Origin of the sequence: Flavobacterium arabinosi (assembly GCF_048158725.1) — a bacterium.
GTDB lineage: Bacteria > Bacteroidota > Bacteroidia > Flavobacteriales > Flavobacteriaceae > Flavobacterium > Flavobacterium arabinosi.
Genome location: NZ_JBLNKX010000001.1, coordinates 332,381 through 351,256 on the forward strand (window position 1 = coordinate 332,381; position 18,876 = coordinate 351,256).

Annotated in this window: 19 protein-coding genes; 8 read left to right on the plus strand and 11 right to left on the minus strand. The window is 34.9% G+C overall.

Annotated elements, in window-relative coordinates:
* Nucleotides 1–2 precede the first annotated feature (2 nt).
* The 4 genes from ACM55K_RS01330 to ACM55K_RS01345 all read left to right on the plus strand — a co-directional run bounded on the left by ACM55K_RS01330 (nt 3) and on the right by ACM55K_RS01345 (nt 3,513).
* Entirely contained in the window at nt 3–773 is a 771-nt protein-coding gene (locus ACM55K_RS01330) for a type 1 glutamine amidotransferase domain-containing protein (protein WP_416848428.1), read from the plus strand.
* A gap of 2 nt (nt 774–775) precedes the next feature.
* On the plus strand, nt 776–1,939 hold the full coding sequence (locus ACM55K_RS01335) for an iron-containing alcohol dehydrogenase (RefSeq protein WP_416848429.1): 1,164 nt from the start codon (nt 776–778) through the stop codon (nt 1,937–1,939).
* Nucleotides 1,940–2,256: 317 nt separating this feature from the next.
* Nucleotides 2,257–3,252, plus strand: coding sequence for an NAD(P)H-dependent glycerol-3-phosphate dehydrogenase (locus ACM55K_RS01340; protein WP_416848430.1), 996 nt, complete (start codon nt 2,257–2,259; stop codon nt 3,250–3,252).
* Nucleotides 3,253–3,297: 45 nt separating this feature from the next.
* On the plus strand, nt 3,298–3,513 hold the full coding sequence (locus ACM55K_RS01345; protein ID WP_416848431.1) for a hypothetical protein: 216 nt from the start codon (nt 3,298–3,300) through the stop codon (nt 3,511–3,513).
* A gap of 4 nt (nt 3,514–3,517) precedes the next feature.
* Here ACM55K_RS01345 and ACM55K_RS01350 read toward each other — a convergent pair whose 3' ends face one another.
* From ACM55K_RS01350 to ACM55K_RS01360, 3 genes are all read right to left on the minus strand, one after another.
* A complete protein-coding gene (locus tag ACM55K_RS01350) occupies nt 3,518–3,925 on the minus strand; it encodes a hypothetical protein (RefSeq protein WP_416848432.1) in 408 nt (135 codons plus the stop codon).
* Nucleotides 3,926–4,010: 85 nt separating this feature from the next.
* Complete coding sequence (gene pheS / locus ACM55K_RS01355; protein WP_416846048.1) at nt 4,011–5,030, minus strand: phenylalanine--tRNA ligase subunit alpha; 1,020 nt, start codon at nt 5,028–5,030, stop codon at nt 4,011–4,013.
* 185 nt (nt 5,031–5,215) lie between these two features.
* Nucleotides 5,216–5,572: a hypothetical protein gene (locus tag ACM55K_RS01360; protein WP_291248106.1), complete on the minus strand. Its 357-nt coding sequence runs from the start codon at nt 5,570–5,572 to the stop codon at nt 5,216–5,218.
* Nucleotides 5,573–5,715: 143 nt separating this feature from the next.
* On the opposite strand from ACM55K_RS01360, the gene ACM55K_RS01365 reads away from it, so the two are divergent.
* Nucleotides 5,716–6,222: a CvpA family protein gene (locus tag ACM55K_RS01365; RefSeq protein ID WP_416848433.1), complete on the plus strand. Its 507-nt coding sequence runs from the start codon at nt 5,716–5,718 to the stop codon at nt 6,220–6,222.
* A gap of 68 nt (nt 6,223–6,290) precedes the next feature.
* Here the strand turns inward: ACM55K_RS01365 and ACM55K_RS01370 are convergent, their stop codons facing one another.
* The 8 genes from ACM55K_RS01370 to ACM55K_RS01405 all read right to left on the minus strand — a co-directional run bounded on the left by ACM55K_RS01370 (nt 6,291) and on the right by ACM55K_RS01405 (nt 15,552).
* Nucleotides 6,291–7,034, minus strand: coding sequence for a tetratricopeptide repeat protein (locus ACM55K_RS01370; protein WP_416848434.1), 744 nt, complete (start codon nt 7,032–7,034; stop codon nt 6,291–6,293).
* 128 nt (nt 7,035–7,162) lie between these two features.
* Nucleotides 7,163–8,920 (minus strand): BatD family protein, encoded by a 1,758-nt coding sequence (locus tag ACM55K_RS01375; RefSeq protein ID WP_416848435.1) that lies wholly within the window; start codon nt 8,918–8,920, stop codon nt 7,163–7,165.
* A 20-nt stretch (nt 8,921–8,940) separates the two neighbouring features.
* Nucleotides 8,941–9,693 carry a tetratricopeptide repeat protein gene (locus ACM55K_RS01380; protein WP_416848436.1) on the minus strand — a complete coding sequence of 251 codons (753 nt, stop codon included), beginning with the start codon at nt 9,691–9,693 and terminating at the stop codon, nt 8,941–8,943.
* An 83-nt stretch (nt 9,694–9,776) separates the two neighbouring features.
* Nucleotides 9,777–10,808, minus strand: a complete 1,032-nt coding sequence (locus tag ACM55K_RS01385) for a VWA domain-containing protein (RefSeq protein ID WP_416848437.1) — start codon at nt 10,806–10,808, stop codon at nt 9,777–9,779.
* Nucleotides 10,809–10,854: 46 nt separating this feature from the next.
* A complete protein-coding gene (locus tag ACM55K_RS01390) occupies nt 10,855–11,856 on the minus strand; it encodes a vWA domain-containing protein (protein WP_416848438.1) in 1,002 nt (333 codons plus the stop codon).
* On the minus strand, nt 11,856–13,487 hold the full coding sequence (locus tag ACM55K_RS01395) for a hypothetical protein (protein ID WP_416848439.1): 1,632 nt from the start codon (nt 13,485–13,487) through the stop codon (nt 11,856–11,858). The genes ACM55K_RS01390 and ACM55K_RS01395 overlap by 1 nt, the downstream gene beginning before the upstream one ends.
* A gap of 115 nt (nt 13,488–13,602) precedes the next feature.
* Nucleotides 13,603–14,466 carry a DUF58 domain-containing protein gene (locus tag ACM55K_RS01400; protein ID WP_416842315.1) on the minus strand — a complete coding sequence of 288 codons (864 nt, stop codon included), beginning with the start codon at nt 14,464–14,466 and terminating at the stop codon, nt 13,603–13,605.
* 81 nt (nt 14,467–14,547) lie between these two features.
* The gene (locus ACM55K_RS01405) at nt 14,548–15,552 is read right to left on the minus strand and encodes an AAA family ATPase (protein WP_416842314.1); all 1,005 of its coding nucleotides are present in this window, start codon (nt 15,550–15,552) and stop codon (nt 14,548–14,550) included.
* 212 nt (nt 15,553–15,764) lie between these two features.
* Between ACM55K_RS01405 and ACM55K_RS01410 the strand changes: the two genes are divergently transcribed.
* The 3 genes from ACM55K_RS01410 to ACM55K_RS01420 all read left to right on the plus strand — a co-directional run bounded on the left by ACM55K_RS01410 (nt 15,765) and on the right by ACM55K_RS01420 (nt 18,668).
* Nucleotides 15,765–16,637 (plus strand): aldo/keto reductase, encoded by an 873-nt coding sequence (locus tag ACM55K_RS01410; RefSeq protein ID WP_416848440.1) that lies wholly within the window; start codon nt 15,765–15,767, stop codon nt 16,635–16,637.
* Nucleotides 16,638–16,694: 57 nt separating this feature from the next.
* A complete protein-coding gene (locus ACM55K_RS01415) occupies nt 16,695–17,456 on the plus strand; it encodes an SDR family NAD(P)-dependent oxidoreductase (protein ID WP_416848970.1) in 762 nt (253 codons plus the stop codon).
* Nucleotides 17,457–17,528: 72 nt separating this feature from the next.
* Complete coding sequence (locus tag ACM55K_RS01420) at nt 17,529–18,668, plus strand: ATP-binding protein (protein ID WP_416848441.1); 1,140 nt, start codon at nt 17,529–17,531, stop codon at nt 18,666–18,668.
* The last annotated feature ends 208 nt before the right edge of the window (nt 18,669–18,876 follow it).

Here is an 18,876-nt window from a genome sequence, read left to right on the forward strand (position 1 = left end):
TCATGAAGAAAATCGCATTATTTGCCATTATAGTATTAACCGTAAGTTGCGTAACCGCAACCGCACAAAAAATAAATAAAAAAGGTATGAAAAAAGTATTATTTGTGGTTACTAGTCACGATAAATTAGGTAACACAGGAGAAAAAACAGGATTTTGGACCGAAGAATTAGCAGCACCCTATTACGCTTTGGCTGATAAAGGAGTCCAAATTGATATTGCAACACCACTAGGAGGGGAACCGCCTATTGACCCAAAAAGTGAAGATCCATCAGCTGCGACAGAAGACACCAAAAGATTTGACAGCGACACTGTACTTCTTGCGAAACTGAAAAACACAAAAAAATTATCGGATGTAAATCAAGCAGATTATGATGCGGTTTTTTATCCAGGAGGTCACGGTCCACTTTGGGATTTAGCCGAAGACAAAACTTCAATCGCATTGATTGAATCTTTTTACACACACCATAAACCAGTTGGTTTTGTTTGTCATGCTCCTGGAGCTTTGAAAAATGTAAAAGTAAATGGAGAGTTTCTAGTGAAAGGTAAAAAACTGACCGGATTCTCTAATACCGAAGAGGAAGCAGTGGGTTTGATTAAAGTGGTTCCTTTTTTATTAGAAGATGTTTTACAAAATAACGGGGCTACATATAGCAAAGTTGCTGACTGGCATCCGTATGCTGTTGAAGATGGGTTATTAATTACAGGACAAAACCCCGCTTCCTCTAAACTTGTTGCCGAAAAAATATTAGATCAATTAAACGCAAAAAAATAAACATGTTAAATTTTGAATTATACAATCCTACCAACTTAATTTTTGGCAAAGGACAAATAGAAAAACTAGCAACACTAGTTCCAAAAGATGCTAAAATATTATTGGCTTATGGTGGTGGAAGTATCTTTAAAAATGGGATCCACGAGCAAGTTCGTAAAAGCTTAGAAGGATTTGATGTAATTGAATTTGGAGGTATCGAAGCCAATCCACATTTTGAAACTTTGATGAAAGCGGTTGCAATCATTCGGGAGCAAAAAATAGATTTCATTCTTGCCGTTGGTGGAGGAAGTGTGATCGATGGTGTAAAATTTCTTTCGGCAGCAGCAAATTTTGAAGGAAATCCAATCGATATCCTTAAGAAAAGAATCCTTTTTAGAGATGTATCTAAAGTCGTTCCTTTTGGGACAGTTTTGACTTTACCGGCAACGGGAAGCGAGATGAATTCTGGTTCTGTGATTACGATTGAAACAACGCAGGAAAAACTGGATTTTGGCGGTTCTGCTTTGTTTCCAAAATTCTCTATTTGCGACCCAACTGTAATTGCTTCTTTGCCAAAAAGACAATTGCAAAACGGCGTTGTTGATGCTTACACGCACGTTTTGGAACAATATTTAACCTATCCGCACGAAGGTTATCTTCAAGACCGAATAGCAGAAAGTATTTTACAAACTTTGATTCAAGTAGGTCCGGCAGTAGTTGAAAATCCTACAGATTATGCGTTGGCTTCTAATTTTATGTGGAGTTGCACGATGGCTCTAAACGGATTAATCCAAAAAGGAGTTCCTTCGGATTGGGCGACGCACATGATTGGACATGAATTGACTGCTTTGTACGGAATCGATCACGCCAGAACTTTGGCGGTTGTTGGTCCAAATTTATACCGAGTAATGTTTGAAACCAAAAAAGGAAAATTGGCACAATACGGAAAACGTATTTTTAATTTGACAGGAAGTGATGATGAAATTGCTAATGAAGCCATCAACAAAACGGTTGAATTCTTTCACACGATGGGAATGCAAACGAAATTATCTGATTATACAAAAGACTTTGAAAAAACGGCTGATTTTATTGTAACCCGTTTTGAACAGAGAGGTTGGAAAGCTTTGGGTGAAAAACAAAACATTACTTTAGAGAAAATACAATCCATTGTAGAAATGAGTTATTAATTCAAATAATACTGATGCTGACTGACATTAGCACAAATAAAAAGGCGTTCTCCTATATATAATGGGAACGCCTTTTAAAATACTAAAACAAAACTAACTAATTCAATATGCATTATAATTGTTAAATGATTAATTTATAATCATATAGAACGCAAATTGGATATATATATTGTGTTAAAAAATAAAAAAAGTCAAATTATTTTTTAACGCTTAGAATTATCCCCTTTTGAAAACTCTCAGAATGCCTATTTCTTGTTCTAATTTTATTTGTATAATCACTACTTTTTTAAGTACTTTTGATTAAATTTAATAAAAAAATGACCGAAAACATAAAATTTGCAGTGATTGGCGGAGGAAGTTGGGCAACAGCGATTGCAAAGATGCTATGTGTAAATCTTTCGGAGATTTCGTGGTATATGCGTAATGAAGCTGCTATAGAACACATTAAAACTTACAAACACAATCCAAATTATCTAAGTTCTGTTGAATTTGATATCAAAAAACTGAAACTTACCAGTGATATCAATGAGGCTGTAGCTTATGCGGATTATATCATTTTTGCAATTCCATCTGCTTTTTTAGATACTGAATTAGAAAAATTAACCGTTTCGTTGAAAGATAAGATCATTTTTTCGGCGATAAAAGGTATCGTTCCCGAAACGAGTTTGATTGTAGGCGAACATTTTCATGTAAAATATGACATTCCTTATTATAATATAGGTGTAATTACCGGACCTTGTCACGCAGAAGAAGTGGCTATGGAACGATTGTCGTATCTGACTATTGCTTGTGGCGATGATGAAAAAGCCAAAATTGTGGCTAAAAATCTATCTGGAAATTATATTAAAACTAAGATTACAGATGATATTATAGGTACCGAATATGCCGCCATGCTAAAAAATATTTATGCTATTGCAGCGGGAATGGCACACGGATTAGGTTATGGTGACAATTTCCAGTCGGTGTTGATGAGTAATGGTATTCGGGAGATGAAAAAATTCATCAAGAAGGTGCATAAAATGAAACGTAACATCAATGATTCGGCTTACTTAGGCGATTTATTGGTTACCGGTTATTCTGTATTCTCCAGAAACAGAATGTTCGGGAATATGATTGGTAAAGGCTACACGGTAAAATCAGCAATGATGGAAATGAGCATGGTTGCCGAAGGTTATTATGCGGCCAAAAGCGCCTATAAACTAAATCAGGCTTACGGAGCCAAAACTCCTATTATAGATGCCGTTTACGAAATTTTATACGAAGGGAAGGACGCTAAAACTATTTTTAAGGCCCTGACTGACAAGTTGGATTAATTCAGATTACAGATACCAGATTTCAATAATCAAAAGACACATATCATGAGCGAAAGATGGAAATATCAGATTAAAACTGGCGGAATTTGGGGTCTTTTTATGACCGTCTTCATGATTTTATTTGAAATAAAAGAAGTTCCTTTTCTAGAACAAGTTTCCAAACCAAGTTTTTATATTCGCGCTGTGGCTTACATTGCAGTTGGAATATTTGTTTTGGGCTATGTCAATTGGAAAGCCAAAAATAAAAGGCTCAATAATTAATAGTTCATCTCACAATAACTCCGTCAACGAATAAAATAGGCACTTCTTCGACAAAATCCTCATGGATGGAATGTGCTTTGAAAATGAACTTTTTATCGTGTAATTTATTTCCGATGAAATAAGTCAACATAAATTCATTGTTAAGCGCCAAAACACTTTTTTCTATCATTTCTATTTTAATCACTGAAACTGGCAGAACTTCTACAAAAGCGTGACGCAATAGAGAGGTTTTTTTCATCTCACCGTCAATGGTTCCAAAAGCTTTGGAAACGACCATGACACTTTCGATCAGGTAATCACTATCGTTTATTAAATAGGCGTACCAAACTTTTTCCATGAAATCGTCACTCCATTCCTGAACTGCAGCAAGGAAGACGTTTTCTACTTCGGGGATGATAATATCGGATTTCATATTTTTGATTTTAGATATAAGATTAACGAATTCTGAATTCACATTTTAAATCCTTCAGAAATCGTTAATCAACATACTTAAATATTTAAATGCTTGATTTGAATTGCTCTAAAAAACGAACGTCGTTTTCATAAAACATACGGATATCGCCGATTTGATACAACAACATGGCAATTCTTTCGATTCCCATTCCAAATGCAAAACCGTTGTATTCGTCGGGATTGATGCCACAGTTTTTCAAAACATTAGGATCTACCATTCCGCAACCCATGATTTCTAACCAACCAGTCCCTTTGGTGATTCTATAATCGGTTTCGGTTTTTAGACCCCAATAAATATCAACCTCAGCGCTTGGCTCCGTAAAAGGGAAATAAGAAGGACGCAAACGGATTTTTGATTTTCCGAACATCTCTTTGGTGAAATATAAAAGCGTTTGTTTCAAGTCGGCAAAAGAAACGTCTTTGTCTATATACAAACCTTCCACTTGGTGAAAAATACAATGCGAACGGGATGAAACGGCCTCATTACGAAAAACTCTTCCCGGAGAAATAGTACGAATTGGCGGTTTATTCTCTTCCATGTAACGTACTTGTACGGATGATGTGTGCGTGCGCAACAAAATATCAGGATTCGTTTGTATGAAAAACGTGTCTTGCATGTCACGTGCCGGATGGTATTCCGGTAAGTTCAATGCGGTAAAATTATGCCAGTCATCTTCAATTTCCGGACCTTCGGAAACATTGAAACCAATGTTTGAAAAGATGTCAATAATTTGGTTTTTTACCAATGAAATAGGGTGACGAGAGCCAATAGTAATCGGTTCAGCCGAACGTGTCAAATCCCCGTAAAAGCCTTTGATTTCTTCTTTACTTTCTAAAGCTTCCTGTATGGTTTTTACTTTTTCTTCGGCAGACGTTTTAAGCAAATTGATTACTTGTCCAAATTCTTTCTTTTGTTCGTTAGGAACATTTTTGAATTCCGCAAAAAGATCTTTCAAAAGCCCTTTACTTCCAAGAAATTTAATTCGGAATGCTTCTAAATCTGCTGTATTTTGCGTTGAGAAAGCTTGTGCTTCACCAATATATTCTTTTATCTTGTCTATCATTTTCATCCAATAATTGAGAGTGCAAAATTACAAAATTTGTTTTAGGTTTCCCGTTTAAAGTTTAAAGTTTCCATTCTAAATTGTTAGATTGCTTTTTACCCGTGTTCTACTTCTTTCTAAACCATATAAGAGATATAAGTTCACTTAAGCTAGGCATCATAATACTAAAAACGGTGAACTGAACGCTAATCTATTAGTTCTCTTTCAATAAAATAATTCACAATGGCTTCTTTCATCAAAACCGACTGTTCCCCTGCTTTTAATGGTGGTAATTCTTCTTTTACTTTGTAATGCGGCCATCCTTCTTCATCAAAAAACTCAAATTCATAAAATCCGTAAGGTTCTAATAATCTGCAAATCGCGATGTGCATCAGGTTTAGTTTTTCGTCTTTCTTGTATTCGCTATGCACTTTTCCGAGTTCTTGTACTCCGATTAGATAAATAATAGCATCGAGATCTAAATCTTCTCCTTGAGAAAACTGATTAGAAAGTATATTTACAAGCTGTTCCCAGCGTTCTTTAAGTTGCGTGTCTCTTGACATTTATATTAATTATGAGTTATGAGTGCTGAATTATTAGTTCATCTATCACAAAATGATTTGGGCAAAGATAAGAACTTGTTAATTGGCAATTGATACCGAACAATTCTTTTATATTTGCACTTTTTATTTTATAACCTATAATTATGAGTTTTTTAGATATTGTTTTGGGTGTATTGCTTGCCTTTGCGTTGTATAAAGGCATCATAAATGGACTTTTTGTAGAATTAGCTTCTTTAGTTTCGCTTATAGTCGGGATTTATTTTGCAATAAAATTTTCCTCGCTTATAAAAGGAATGTTGGCAGGTTTTGTTCATTGGAATCCATATACCATTCAAGTGATTGCTTTTATGCTCACTTTTATCATTGTTGTGATTGGAATATCATTATTGGGAAAATTCCTTACTGGAATAGCAGATTTAGCCTTTTTAGGCTGGATTAATAAATTGGGTGGTGGTTTTTTTAGGGTATTGAAAACTGTTTTGATATTAGGTATTGTATTCGCTGTTTTCGAAAAAATAAATTATCACAATTTTATAGCCAAAAAAGAGACATTGGATAAATCTCTATTTTACAATCCCATCCAAAAAACAGCTCGATTTATATATCCTTCAATAGAGAAATGGTACGATGGTTTGAAGAAAAAGCAGTAGGCAGTTCTCAGATGGCAGTCTGAAAGAATGTCTATTTAAAGGAAAAGACAACGACTCTGAAATCTAAATTACTTCACTTCCTTTATCGCGTTACTATCAATCCAGCCTTCGGTTCCGTCCGTTAATTGCACTTTTTTCCATTTTCCAATAATTTCCTCCACATACACCTTGGTCCCTTCGTGTAGTACGAAAATTGCTGGACCTCCATTTCTAGGTTCGCTTTTTACATCTGCAATTTCTGCAAAAACAATAGCCGGTTTTTCAGTATCAAAATGACTTTTTTCGAAAATTGTCGACGAAACACTAATAAGAATTAGAAAAATAAGCACAAACATTCCAAAAAAGAATATTCTTTTGGATACTGTTGTTTGTGAAAAATAATATCCCAGAAAGAACAACAAAAATGATGTTGCAAGTCCTACTGAAATCCACGCCCAAGTATTGTAATGATAAATTCCCGTGAAATCACGGACTAGTTTTCCGAAACCGACTTTTGGGATTACTTTAATCTCATCAATGGTTCTTTTTTGAGCAAATTTTAAGTTGTTTATAGTTTCATTATCATTTGGATTAAGCACTAATGCTTTTTCATAATTGTAAATAGAAGGCGCTACTTTATTCAATTTATAATAGGCATTCCCTAAATTAAAATACAATTCTGACGAATGTTTATTGTCTTTCAAAACGCTTTCGTAAGCTGTAGCAGCTTCCTCATATTTCCCTTTTTCATAGTAGGCATTCCCTTTTTCGAAGCCGTTTTGGGCAAAGAAAACTTGAGTTGAAAGTAAGAGTATGTATAATATATTTTTCATTTCTATTTTTATTACCACGAAGGCACTGTTTTATTTTTTTTGCCAGAAGGCACAAAGACGCAAAGTTATTAACTCAATAATTAGTTCAATCTGCGTTGTGTCCTAATTTCCCTGTTTTGAATAGCTATTTAAGCAATCTGTTTTTCTAAATCAGATATTATCGTTACCGCTTTATCAAAATCCTGTTGGATCGTAACACTTGACGATGGCGCATAACGGGCTACTTCACAGTTCTCCGTAAGTCCAATAAAATCATTTACTGCCTCCGGATTTGCATTCCTTGACAACAAAAGGTCCTGAATATTATCCTTGCTCATTTCTGAAGTTTCAATATGTAATTTAGCTTTCAGGAAATTATGCATCGCTTTTTCAAGTGCAATATAAAACAGTTCTTTGTTGTTGATTTGTTTTTTGGCTTCCGATAAATATTTCTTTGCCAATCTATTATTCATTCGGATTCTATTTCCGGTAATATCGCCGTCAATAGCTTCTTTTTTCTTTTTGAATAATACAATCAAAGGCAATAATAGAAACGGGAAAAATACCAATCCGTAAAACAAATTAGACCCAAAGAAATCTTTCTTATTCATTGTCAAAAGATTGCTTTTTAATTTGATGAATTTAAATTGTTCTACAATCCCTATTTTATTTTTGTTTTCACCTGAATTAGAAGCTGCAATAGCATCCGAAGCTGTAGGACCATCCAATACATTAATCATTATTTCTTTAGAACTTATAGTCTTGTACGTTCCTGAACCCAAATCAAAATAAGAGAATTGTAATGGTTTTATGGGGTAATTCCCTTTGTATTGAGGAATAATGGTATAACTGTCTGAAATTTTTCCTGACATTCCTGAAAGTGGTGTATTTACCTGCTCATTATGAACAGCGTCATACATTTCCAGTGCATTTGGCACAACTGGTTTTGGCAAGCTGAACAATTTCATGTTCCCTTTTCCGGTTACGCTTACAACCAAATCAAGGCTTTCTCCGTTTTTTAAATCGGTTTTTGTTGGCGTTACTTTAAAACTAAAATTACCAACAGCACCAGAGAAATCTTCCGGTTTTCCTGCTTCAGGAAGAGCTTTGACAGCAATCGTTTTTGTCCCCGCAGAAACCCTTTTACTGCCGTCAGTAACAATTACACGTCCAAACATATCGTGGCGGTTTGTAGGCAATTGCACATCAATGTCTAATGACAAAGGTTCTATTGCTAACTTTCCTGATTTTTGAGGATATAGCACCGTTTTTCTCAATACCACATAACGGTATTTCTGTCCTTTAAACATCCCTTCTTCTGCAACAAGCTGTTTGATATCGATGTTCTGACTCCAGAAATCATTGTACTTCGGTTTGTTGAGTTCTCGCCAATTAGTGATTCCAATATTATAACTGAAATACAGTTTATAAACCACCGTAATCGGTTCGTTTATATAAGGATTTGTTTTAGAAATATCCGCTACAAGATAAATATTATCATCTGCTGATATACTCGTGTCGTTTGGATCTCTAGGCTGTTCCGTTGCCGCAGTAACATTAATTCTTATGGGCGATGTTTTATAAATTTGCCCGTTGTATTCTATGGCTGCTTGCTTGATAACTAATGATCCTTTTTGATTTGGCAAAAGAAAATAAGAATATACTTTTTCAAAAGAACTCTTCCCATTTACCCACGACTGACTCACTTGCTGACTTGGTCCAGCTATAACCCTAAATCCGTCAAAAGAGGGTTGGTTAAAGTTGTCCCCGTCTACATTCATTATAAAATCGATACGAAGTCTTTCGTTTAAGCCTAGTATGGTTTTACTCACCCTAGCCTCAAATTGTACTTGAGCACTAAGCGAGTTACACACTATTAAAACTAGTACTGCTATAAATTTTTTCATTTTCAAATTATCTAATTGAATTACCAATCTTTCTCTGTTTTGACTGGTTTTCCTTTTACTTTTTGGGCATTCACTTTATCCTGGACTTTCTTTTCTTCCTTATTTACCGCGTCCAAAAGATTCTCTAAACGTTCTTTAGAAATTCCGCCAGGCGCTGGTTTTGGCTCTCCTTTATCGTCTGGTTTAGGACCTTTATTGTCTTTATCCTTGTCGCCTTTATCATCTTTTTTGTCTTTGTCTTTGTTATCCTTTTTATCTTTGTCGCCGTCTTTTTTCTTGTCGTCCTTTTTCTTGTCTTTGTCTTTATCGCTTTTCTTGTCGTTTTTCTTATTGTCATCCTTTGGCGGATTTTCTTTTAGCTTTTTCTTTGCTAAAGCATAATTATAACGGGTTTCTTCATCTGTAGGATCATTTCGCAATGCATTTTTATAGGCTTCTACCGCTTGCGTATAATCCTTTTCTTTCATGAAAACATTTCCCAAATTATGAAAAGCTTGGTGTTTATCCGGTCTTGATTTGGCGTTTTTTAATGCTTTTGCGTAAGCAAATTTGGCCTCCGCAACTTGGTTTTGCTTATAAATAGCATTTCCTAAATTGTATGGAGCAATAGTTTTATTCGGGAATTTTGAATCCGAAATTCTATAATTAGCTTCGGCATCCACAAATTTATTTTCAGCGTATTCCTCATTTGCTTTAGGCAATATTCTGTCTTTCTGTTGTGCGTTTACAACAAAAGAAAAGAGTAATAAAAGATGTAAAATTAAGTTCTTCATTTTATTTTTTAAATGTAAGCGTCAAAGTATTTTTTGTTTTTGTTCCAATAATGAAGCGTTCCAGATACCTTACCCTTTATATTTTATTTATTCTCGTTAAATAAATTCAATTTGTTTACCCAACTTGTTTTTCGTTCCAGAAGAAAAATATCCAGAAATAAGAAAACAAAAGCAAAACCTAAAAACCATTGAAATTGCGATTGAAAATCAGCCATTTGTGTGGCTTCAAATTCTGTTTTTTGAATATTATTTAATGCGTTTTTCACATACTCCAGCACTTCTTTAGTATTCGTTCCGTTCACATAACCGCCTTTTGTTGCTTTTGCAATTGCTTTTAGACTTTCTTGATTTAATTTGGTAATAACCACTTCATTATTATTGTCTCTTTTAAAACTTTCTACAATGCCGTTTCTTTTCAAAGGAATTGTACCTCCTTTTTCAGTTCCTATTCCTATTGTGATGATTTTTACACCTAATTTATTAGCTTCTTCCGCGGCTTCTTCCGCTCCTTCGGCATGATCTTCACCATCGGAAATCATAATCAATAACTTACTCGTCTTTTTATCATCAAAATAAGTCGTAGACAGTTTTATTGCTTCGTTGAACGATGTCCCTACAGATGAAACCATGTCAGTATTCATGCTTTGCAAATACATTTTTGCCACACTATAATCAGTAGTAATGGGCAACACTGGAAAGGAACTTCCGGCGTAAGCCACAATTCCTATTCTGTCACTTCCTAACTGATTGATAATTTGCGAAACGATTTGCTTGCTTTTATCCAAACGATTGGGCGCTACATCCTCGGCCAGCATGCTTTTGGAGACATCCATTGCAAAAACAATGTCAATTCCTTCTCGTTTTACGGTTTCCATTTTGGTACCTATCTTTGGATTTACCAATCCAAGAATTAGCCCAAGTAATGCTAATAATAACAATACTAACTTCAAAACTGGTTTAAAAACAGAGCTTTCCGGGCTTAGTTTTTTTACCATCTCTAAATCTCCAAATTCGCGTTGTTTTTTTCTTTTCCAATATAAATTAGCTAGAAAAACCAGCACCACAACGGGTAGTATAAAAAGAAGATATAAATATTTTTTTTCGTCTAATTCCATTTTTTTTCTTTTAGTTGCAGTTTACACCTGAAAACTACGACTGACATTATATAAAGCTTTTAAAAACTGTATTTCGCAATCCTATCTCTAGTAATAGCAAAAACCCTGTAAACCAAACAAATGACCTGAATTTTTCATCATAATCATAGAATTTCAATTCTTCAATTTCTGTGGTCTCCAACTTGTTTATTGTTGCATAAATTTCGGCTAACTTGCTATTACTGGTAGCCCTAAAATATTTTCCACCCGTATTGTTTGCAATTTTTTTCATCATTTGCTCATCAATCTCCACTTTCATCATTTGAAAAAGAAATTTTCCATTTGGCGCAACTGCGTACGGAAATAGTGCCATTCCGTTTGTTCCTATTCCTATGGTATATACTTTTATTCCGTATTGTTTGGCGATATCCGAAGCTGTGTCTGGCTCAATAAATCCAGCGTTGTTGACCCCGTCAGTCATCAGAATAATCACTTTGCTTTTTGCTTTACTGTCCTTCAATCTATTTACAGCAGTAGCCAATCCCATTCCTATTCCTGTTCCGTCTTTTAGAACGTTATCGTATTTTATACTTTGGATAGCATCCAAAATAACTGCTTTATCGCTTGTTACAGGCGTTTTTGTATACGCTTCAGAAGCATAAACCACCAATCCAATTCTATCGTTTGGTCGTTCTTCAACAAAATCGGACGCTAATCTTTTCAGAGCCTGCATCCTATCGGGTTTCAAATCTTTGGCCAGCATACTCCCTGAAACGTCCACTGCCATAACAATATCGATTCCTTTGGTAGTTTTTGTTTTATTGCTTATATCAACTGTTCTTGGTCTTGCCATTGCAACTATCAGAGAACTTAATGCCAATACTCGAAACACGTTCAATATTGGCTTCAACTTTGTTAAATATGAATTAGAGCCTTTAAATCCTTGTAATGAACTTATTTTTAACGTTGCTGATTGTTGGTTCTTTTTCCAAAATAGCCAGACAATAGCAACTGGAATAAGAAGAAACAACCAAAAAAATTCTGGGTTTAAAAAAGTTATTTTAGCCATTATTTACTTGCTTGTTTTAATTCGACAGAACTCAAAACGCGTTCCGATATATTATTTGCATACGTGTCTCCTTCTTCATGGAAGAGTAAAATTTGTTGTAATCCACCTTCTTGACTAAACAATAATGCTTCATAATATATTTTCACGCTGCTTTGTTTATCTCCATCTATTTTCTGAAATGTTCCGTAGGCTTTAAGACCTTTAATTCCCTCTTTAGTTTCAAAATCTTCTTGTTTTACAATCATGTTTTGTGCACCTTGAGCCTCTAAAGATTGCAATGCACCATCCATTGATTTTGCCAAATCTATTTCGGTTTCTTTCTTATATTTTAAAGTAGAAACCATCAGATAAAAACGATCCGAAACACTTCCATGAGCAAAAGATTGCATTTCTTTAATCAATGCCATTCCGTCTTTAGGCAGCGTTTTAGTCAAATCAACTCTCTTTAACACTTTTGGCGTTTCTATAATAACACCCGGATTTCCGTAATCACTTTTCACCCATTCGCCCTCTAATAATTCTTTAGTAGGATTACCTAGAATATTATCTTTTACATAATCAAATCCTTTTAGAACAATGAAAAAAGTAGTGGTTGCTACCAATAAAAAAGCAACTGAAACAACTGTAGTGACGATACGTTTCTTTCTCTTTTTTAATAATTGGATTTGTATCTGTTTTTGTCTTTGTGCCTCATTCAATAAAACATCTTCTTCTGCAGGAACCTCTACCGGAATAGAATTATCTAAGGTCAGAATTGCTTTTTGAATCTTATTTCGGTCTTCGGTAATTTCAAAATCCAATGGTTTTGATTTGGCAAATTTCACTAAATCGGCTTGTTTCAAAACACGTTCGAGATTTTCGATGATTTCCTGAGAAAGCGTCATTTTCTTTTTGACAGAAGCCGCTTTAAGTCCTAGAATCAATTCTGACGTTGTGCTTTCCATTGCTGGAATTTCGATTGCTTCCTCAATATAATTTCTGGCTATATCCGTCAATTCACTGTAATAGGCTTTAACTTCTCCTTTTTGCCAAAGCTCTTTTTTCTCTAAAGTATCCAGCAAACCGGTCGCTTTTTCTATTGGCGTTTTATAGATTTCTTCATGTAATTTTTTCTCTTGGCGTTTTTTAATATACCAATAAATCAAAACTCCTATTCCAACAATCAAGGCGATTATCAAAAGATATTTCCACCAATCTCCTATTGAATTATCGGCTGCAGCGATACCCTTGATATCGAACATTTTTTGTTTTAAAGTATCCACTTTAACATTGGCAACTTCTACTAAAAGAGAATCCGTCATAAACGGTTTACTGTCGATAAAAATCTTTATACTCGGAATAGCATATCTCCCGGAATCAAATTGGGTTAAACCGTATTTTTTGATTAATTCATAACGGCCATCCGTTTTGATAGTGTCGATAGGATAGGACTGAATGACCTCCAAAGCACCAACGTTTTTTAGTTTTGGAAAAATCACCTTAGACGCTGTGTCAACAGTAGTTTTTATCGACAATTTAAATTCTGCCCCAATTTTATTTTTAATCGTGTCAATACTTGTGACTACTTGTTTTTGTTGTGCAAAAACAAACGTTGTAACCAGTAAAAAAAATAGGTAAAGTCTAATTTTCATTTTTATATTAAATATTTTTTCCTCACCCCAGCCCTCTCCAAAGGAGAGGGAGCCGAGTCTTGAAAATTTTAATCCTTTATCATCTCCCTCCCCTTTGAGGAGGCTGGGAGGGGATTTATCTCGATTTAAAATAGCCTAATAATTTAGTGACATAACTTTCGTCAACTCTTGTATTTACGACACCTGAACCTGATTTGCTGAATGTCTCTTTAAAATAGTTCACTTTATCGTGATACTGTTTCTCATAATTCATTCGCACCGATTTTGAACCCGTATTTATTAGTTCGATTGCTCCTGTTTCAGCATCAAGCATGGAAACCATACCTAAATTCGGCATTTTTTCTTCTCGAATATCGTACACGCGAATGCCCGTTATATCGTGTTTCTTGGAAGCTATTTTCAATGTTTGTTCGTAATCTTCCGACATGAAATCGGAAATCACAAACACGATTGCTTTCTTTTTCTGGGTTCCCGATAAAAATTTCAAGGCTTGGGCAATATCTGTTTTACGACTTTTAGGTTGAAATTCTATCAATTCTCTGATAATACGCAGCACGTGTGATCTTCCTTTTTTAGGTGGAATATACAATTCGATTTCATCTGAAAACAAAATCAAACCTATTTTATCATTGTTTTGAGTTGCTGAAAAAGCCATTGTCGCAGCAATCTCCGTCACAATATCCTTTTTGAATTGGTTTTTCGAACCAAAACTTTCCGAACCCGAAATATCAACCATTAACATCATGGTCAATTCGCGCTCTTCCTCAAAAACCTTTACGTGTGCTTCGTTATAACGTGCGGTTACATTCCAATCAATAGCGCGTATATCATCACCGTATTGGTATTGGCGCACTTCGCTGAACGTCATTCCACGTCCTTTGAAAGAGGTGTGATATTCTCCCGAAAAGATGTGATCGCTCAATCTTCGGGTTTTAATTTCTATTTTTCGTACTTTTTTTAAAAGCTCTTTTGTATCCATTTTTAATTTGTTTAAAGTTTAAACGTTTAACGTTCCAAGTTCGTAATCCAACAACTTGAAACTTTAAACATTAAACAAACTTTAAGGTACTTCTACTTCGTTTATTATTTTGTTAATGATATCAACCGAAGTAATATTTTCGGCTTCGGCTTCATAGGTAATTCCTATTCTGTGACGCAATACATCATGAACTACAGCACGAACATCTTCTGGAATTACATATCCGCGACGTTTAATAAAGGCGTAACATTTTGCGGCATTCGCCAAATTGATACTTCCACGTGGCGACGCTCCAAAACTGATTAATGGTTTCAAATCAGCTAATTTATATTTCTCCGGGTAACGTGTGGCAAAAATGATATCAAGGATGTACTTCTCTATTTTTTCATCCATGTAAACTTCACGAACCGCTTCTTGAGCGCGTAAAATTTGTTCCACTGAAACTACAGCATTTACTTTTTCGTAACTTCCTTTTAGGTTTTGGCGAATTACCAAACGCTCGTCTTCCATTTTTGGATAATCAATAACCGTTTTCAACATGAAACGATCGACCTGCGCCTCTGGCAGTTGGTACGTTCCTTCTTGCTCAATTGGATTTTGAGTAGCTAAAACTAGAAACGGTCTGTCCAGTTTGAAAGTAGTATCGCCAATAGTCACTTGCTTTTCCTGCATGGCTTCTAACAATGCTGATTGTACTTTGGCTGGCGCACGATTAATCTCATCGGCAAGGACGAAATTAGCGAAAATAGGACCTTTTTTTATCGAAAATTCATTTTGTTTGATGTTGTAAATCATTGTCCCAACAACATCGGCAGGCAATAAATCAGGAGTAAATTGTATTCTACTGAAAGATCCTTGAACAGCTTGTGAAAGAGTATTTATCGCTAATGTTTTTGCTAATCCGGGAACTCCTTCTAACAAAATGTGTCCCTGACCCAAAAGTCCAATTAATAAACGCTCCACCATGTGCTTCTGACCCACAATAACCTTGTTCATTTCCATTGTGAGAAGGTCTATAAAAGCACTCTCTCTTTCAATTTTTTCATTGATTGCTCTAATGTCTAAAGTCGCTGTATTTTCTTCCATTTTATTATTTTTAAAACCTTGAATTTAATGCCTTCGTTTTGATGGTGCAAATTGAATTTTTTTTTAGACGTAAGATGTTAAAAAATGGTTAAAACTTCGACCAAACCCTTAATTTTAAGGACGAATTATGATACAATTTACCTATTTTTAAGAACTTTGAAAAATATGCTTTGAATTCGAGGATTTACGAATTTCAATAAAAAATAAAAACCATGAGTAAAACAAAATTATCACCTATTGTTGCTGGTGTCATGAATTGGGGAATTTGGGATAAAAATCTCAATACCAAAGAAATGGAAAACATGATTAATATCTGTTTAGAAAACAAAATAACCTCTTTTGATCATGCCGATATATATGGCGATTACACCACCGAATCTGATTTTGGAAAAGCGTTTGCTTCCAGTAAAATAGCCCGAGAAAAAATACAACTGATATCCAAATGTGGTATCCAAATGGTGACGGAAAACCGTAAAAACACCATAAAACATTATGATTATTCGAAAAACCATATTATTTGGTCCGTTGAAAATTCCTTAAAAAATTTACACACGGATTATCTGGATGTGTTTTTATTGCACAGACCAAGTCCTTTGATGCAAGCCGATGAAATTGCCGAAGCGGTTTTGAAACTAAAATCGGATGGGAAAGTTATCGATTTTGGTCTCTCTAATTTTACCAGTTCTCAGACTGAATTGATTCGTCAGAAAACGGAAATCAGTTATAATCAAGTGCAATTTTCGGCTACCAACTTCGAACCAATGCTTGACGGAAGCTTTGATTATATGCAAACGAACAACATTCGTCCTATGTCATGGAATCCGTTGGGATGTGTATTTAGAGAAGATATTCCACAAACCCATAGACTAAAAAAATTATTGGCAACATTGGTTTCAAAATACCATTTGGGTTCTGATACGATTTTACTTTCCTGGATTTTAAAACATCCTGCCAAAGTAATTCCTATTGCCGGAACGGTTAATGTCGCAAGAATTCAAGCGTTGATGAAAGCGGTAGAATTAGAATTGGAAAAAGAAGATTGGTTTGCCATTTGGTCAGAAAGCATGGGAAAAAACGTACCTTAATCAGGTTTCAGATTGCGGTGAATAAAAAACAGATGATTGAAAAAACATAAAAACCCCATGAGTAAAATAGCTTTAGTAACTGGTGCAACCAGCGGAATTGGTAAAGCAACAGCACAAATATTAGCCAAAAACAATTATAAAATCATTCTTTGTGGACGCCGTGAAGCCCGATCGACAGCACTTGCAAAAGAACTTTCGGAATTTACTGAAATCCATACTTTATCATTTGATGTTCGGGATAAAAAGGCCGTTTTTGAAAATATCAATTCTTTGCCGGAAGCATTTTCTAAAATTGATGTTTTAATTAATAATGCGGGAAATGCGCACGGTTTGGATGCTATCCAAAATGGAAATTTAGACGATTGGGATGCAATGATTGACATCAACGTAAAAGGGCTGTTGTATGTTTCGAAAGCTATAATTCCGCGAATGATTGAACAAAAATCAGGTCATATTATCAACATTGGTTCTATAGCAGGAAAAGAAGTGTATCTAAACGGAAATGTATATTGCGCTTCAAAACACGCTGTTGACGCCCTGAACCAAGCTATGCGCATGGACTTGAATCCTTATGGAATCCGTGTAGGCGCCATTCATCCCGGAGCAGTAGAAACGGAATTTAGTGAAGTGCGTTTTAAAGGTGATGCAGCCAAAGCCGCTAATGTTTATAAAGGTTTTAAAGCCTTACAACCTGAGGATATTGCTGACATCATTCATTTTGTAGTTTCCCGACCTTATCATGTAAATATTGCCGATCTGATTGTATTCCCAACCGCACAAGCTTCTCCGACTATTTTAAATAGATCTTTAGACAATTAGACTGTTCGATTTTGGAAAAGCTTTTGAAATTGAATAGTCTAACAATAAAAAGTAAAAAATAAATAATTGCAAATGATCAACAAACGCATTCTTATTAAAAACCTTCTCGCTCACAATGATGAGAGCAGTTTTTATGACAAAAAACGGCAGTTGAATTTGCATACCCGAGAGGGAAAAGCCAAGTTTTTGAAACACATTTGTGCTTTATCCAATTCAAATCCTACTAACAATTCCTATATTGTTGTAGGCGTTGAAGACCAAGACAATACTATTGTTGGCGATGATTTCTTTGACGATAGCCGAATTCAGAATTTAGTGAATGCATATCTGGAAAATCCACCGAAAATTCAGTACGAAAATGTGCCGTTTCCTAATTTACCAAAAGATAAAGTGATAGGCTTAGTAACCATCAAACCAAAAAGCAAAACATCCCATTTCAAAAAAGGAATTCATACCATTCCTGCCAATTCAGTTTTTATACGACGCGGCAGTAATACGATGCCAATCGAAGGCGAAATCGAAAAAAATTACCAAAACACAGAAACCGTTATTGGCATTGAAAATAATTCAAGGAACAGCATCGAATACACACTTGATGGCGTGATTGATTTTATGAATTTCAGGCACAAAGACATGTCGCCAAAATATAAAGTTTTCAAGGAACTATTTGTGATTTGCTGGGCCGGAATTGCCAAAAAATCGCGTGATAAAACGTATTTATCTCGGGTAGATATTGAACTTATAAACGAACAAATCAAGCTGTTTTACTCGGCTCAGGATGTTGTGGAGATCACTTTTGACGAAGATACTTTTACGATTATCGAGTATGTCCCCTTGGGTTTGAATGATAAAACGAGTTATTATCCTTTAGAAAAACAAACCATCCATTTTCATGATAATGGCTATTACAAAATTGAAAGAGAAATGCTTTTTCAGCCACCGGAATTCAATAAAAAAATGTTATTTCATATTTATAACACCAATATTTCTTTACTAAAAAAACTCCAAAAAGGACTCTCATTATCCGAAAGAGAACAAAAAGATTTAGAGAACTTACCCTCGACCTTCATGATTTGTTACCTCAACGGTTTTGAAGAAGCCAAACAAAAACTGATTGATGCGAAACTACTTTTGAAGCCTTTCACACAAGTGTATTTGTCCTTTAAAGAAGCGTTACGCATTTTGAGAAAGATGAAATATGATGTGCAGTGAAAAGCAGAAATAAATTATTCCTCTAGATAGTTTTAAGACCACAAAGCCGTTAACCAAACTAGGAATTCATTTATTACTTGACATACAAAACCGGTCAATAGAAGCAACAAAGCGAAAACTGCATTCATCTTATACGTTTTAAAGTTTTTGTAAAAATAACCTAAAATATTTTATCAAGCTATCACCAAAAACAGTGATTTTTTTGTTG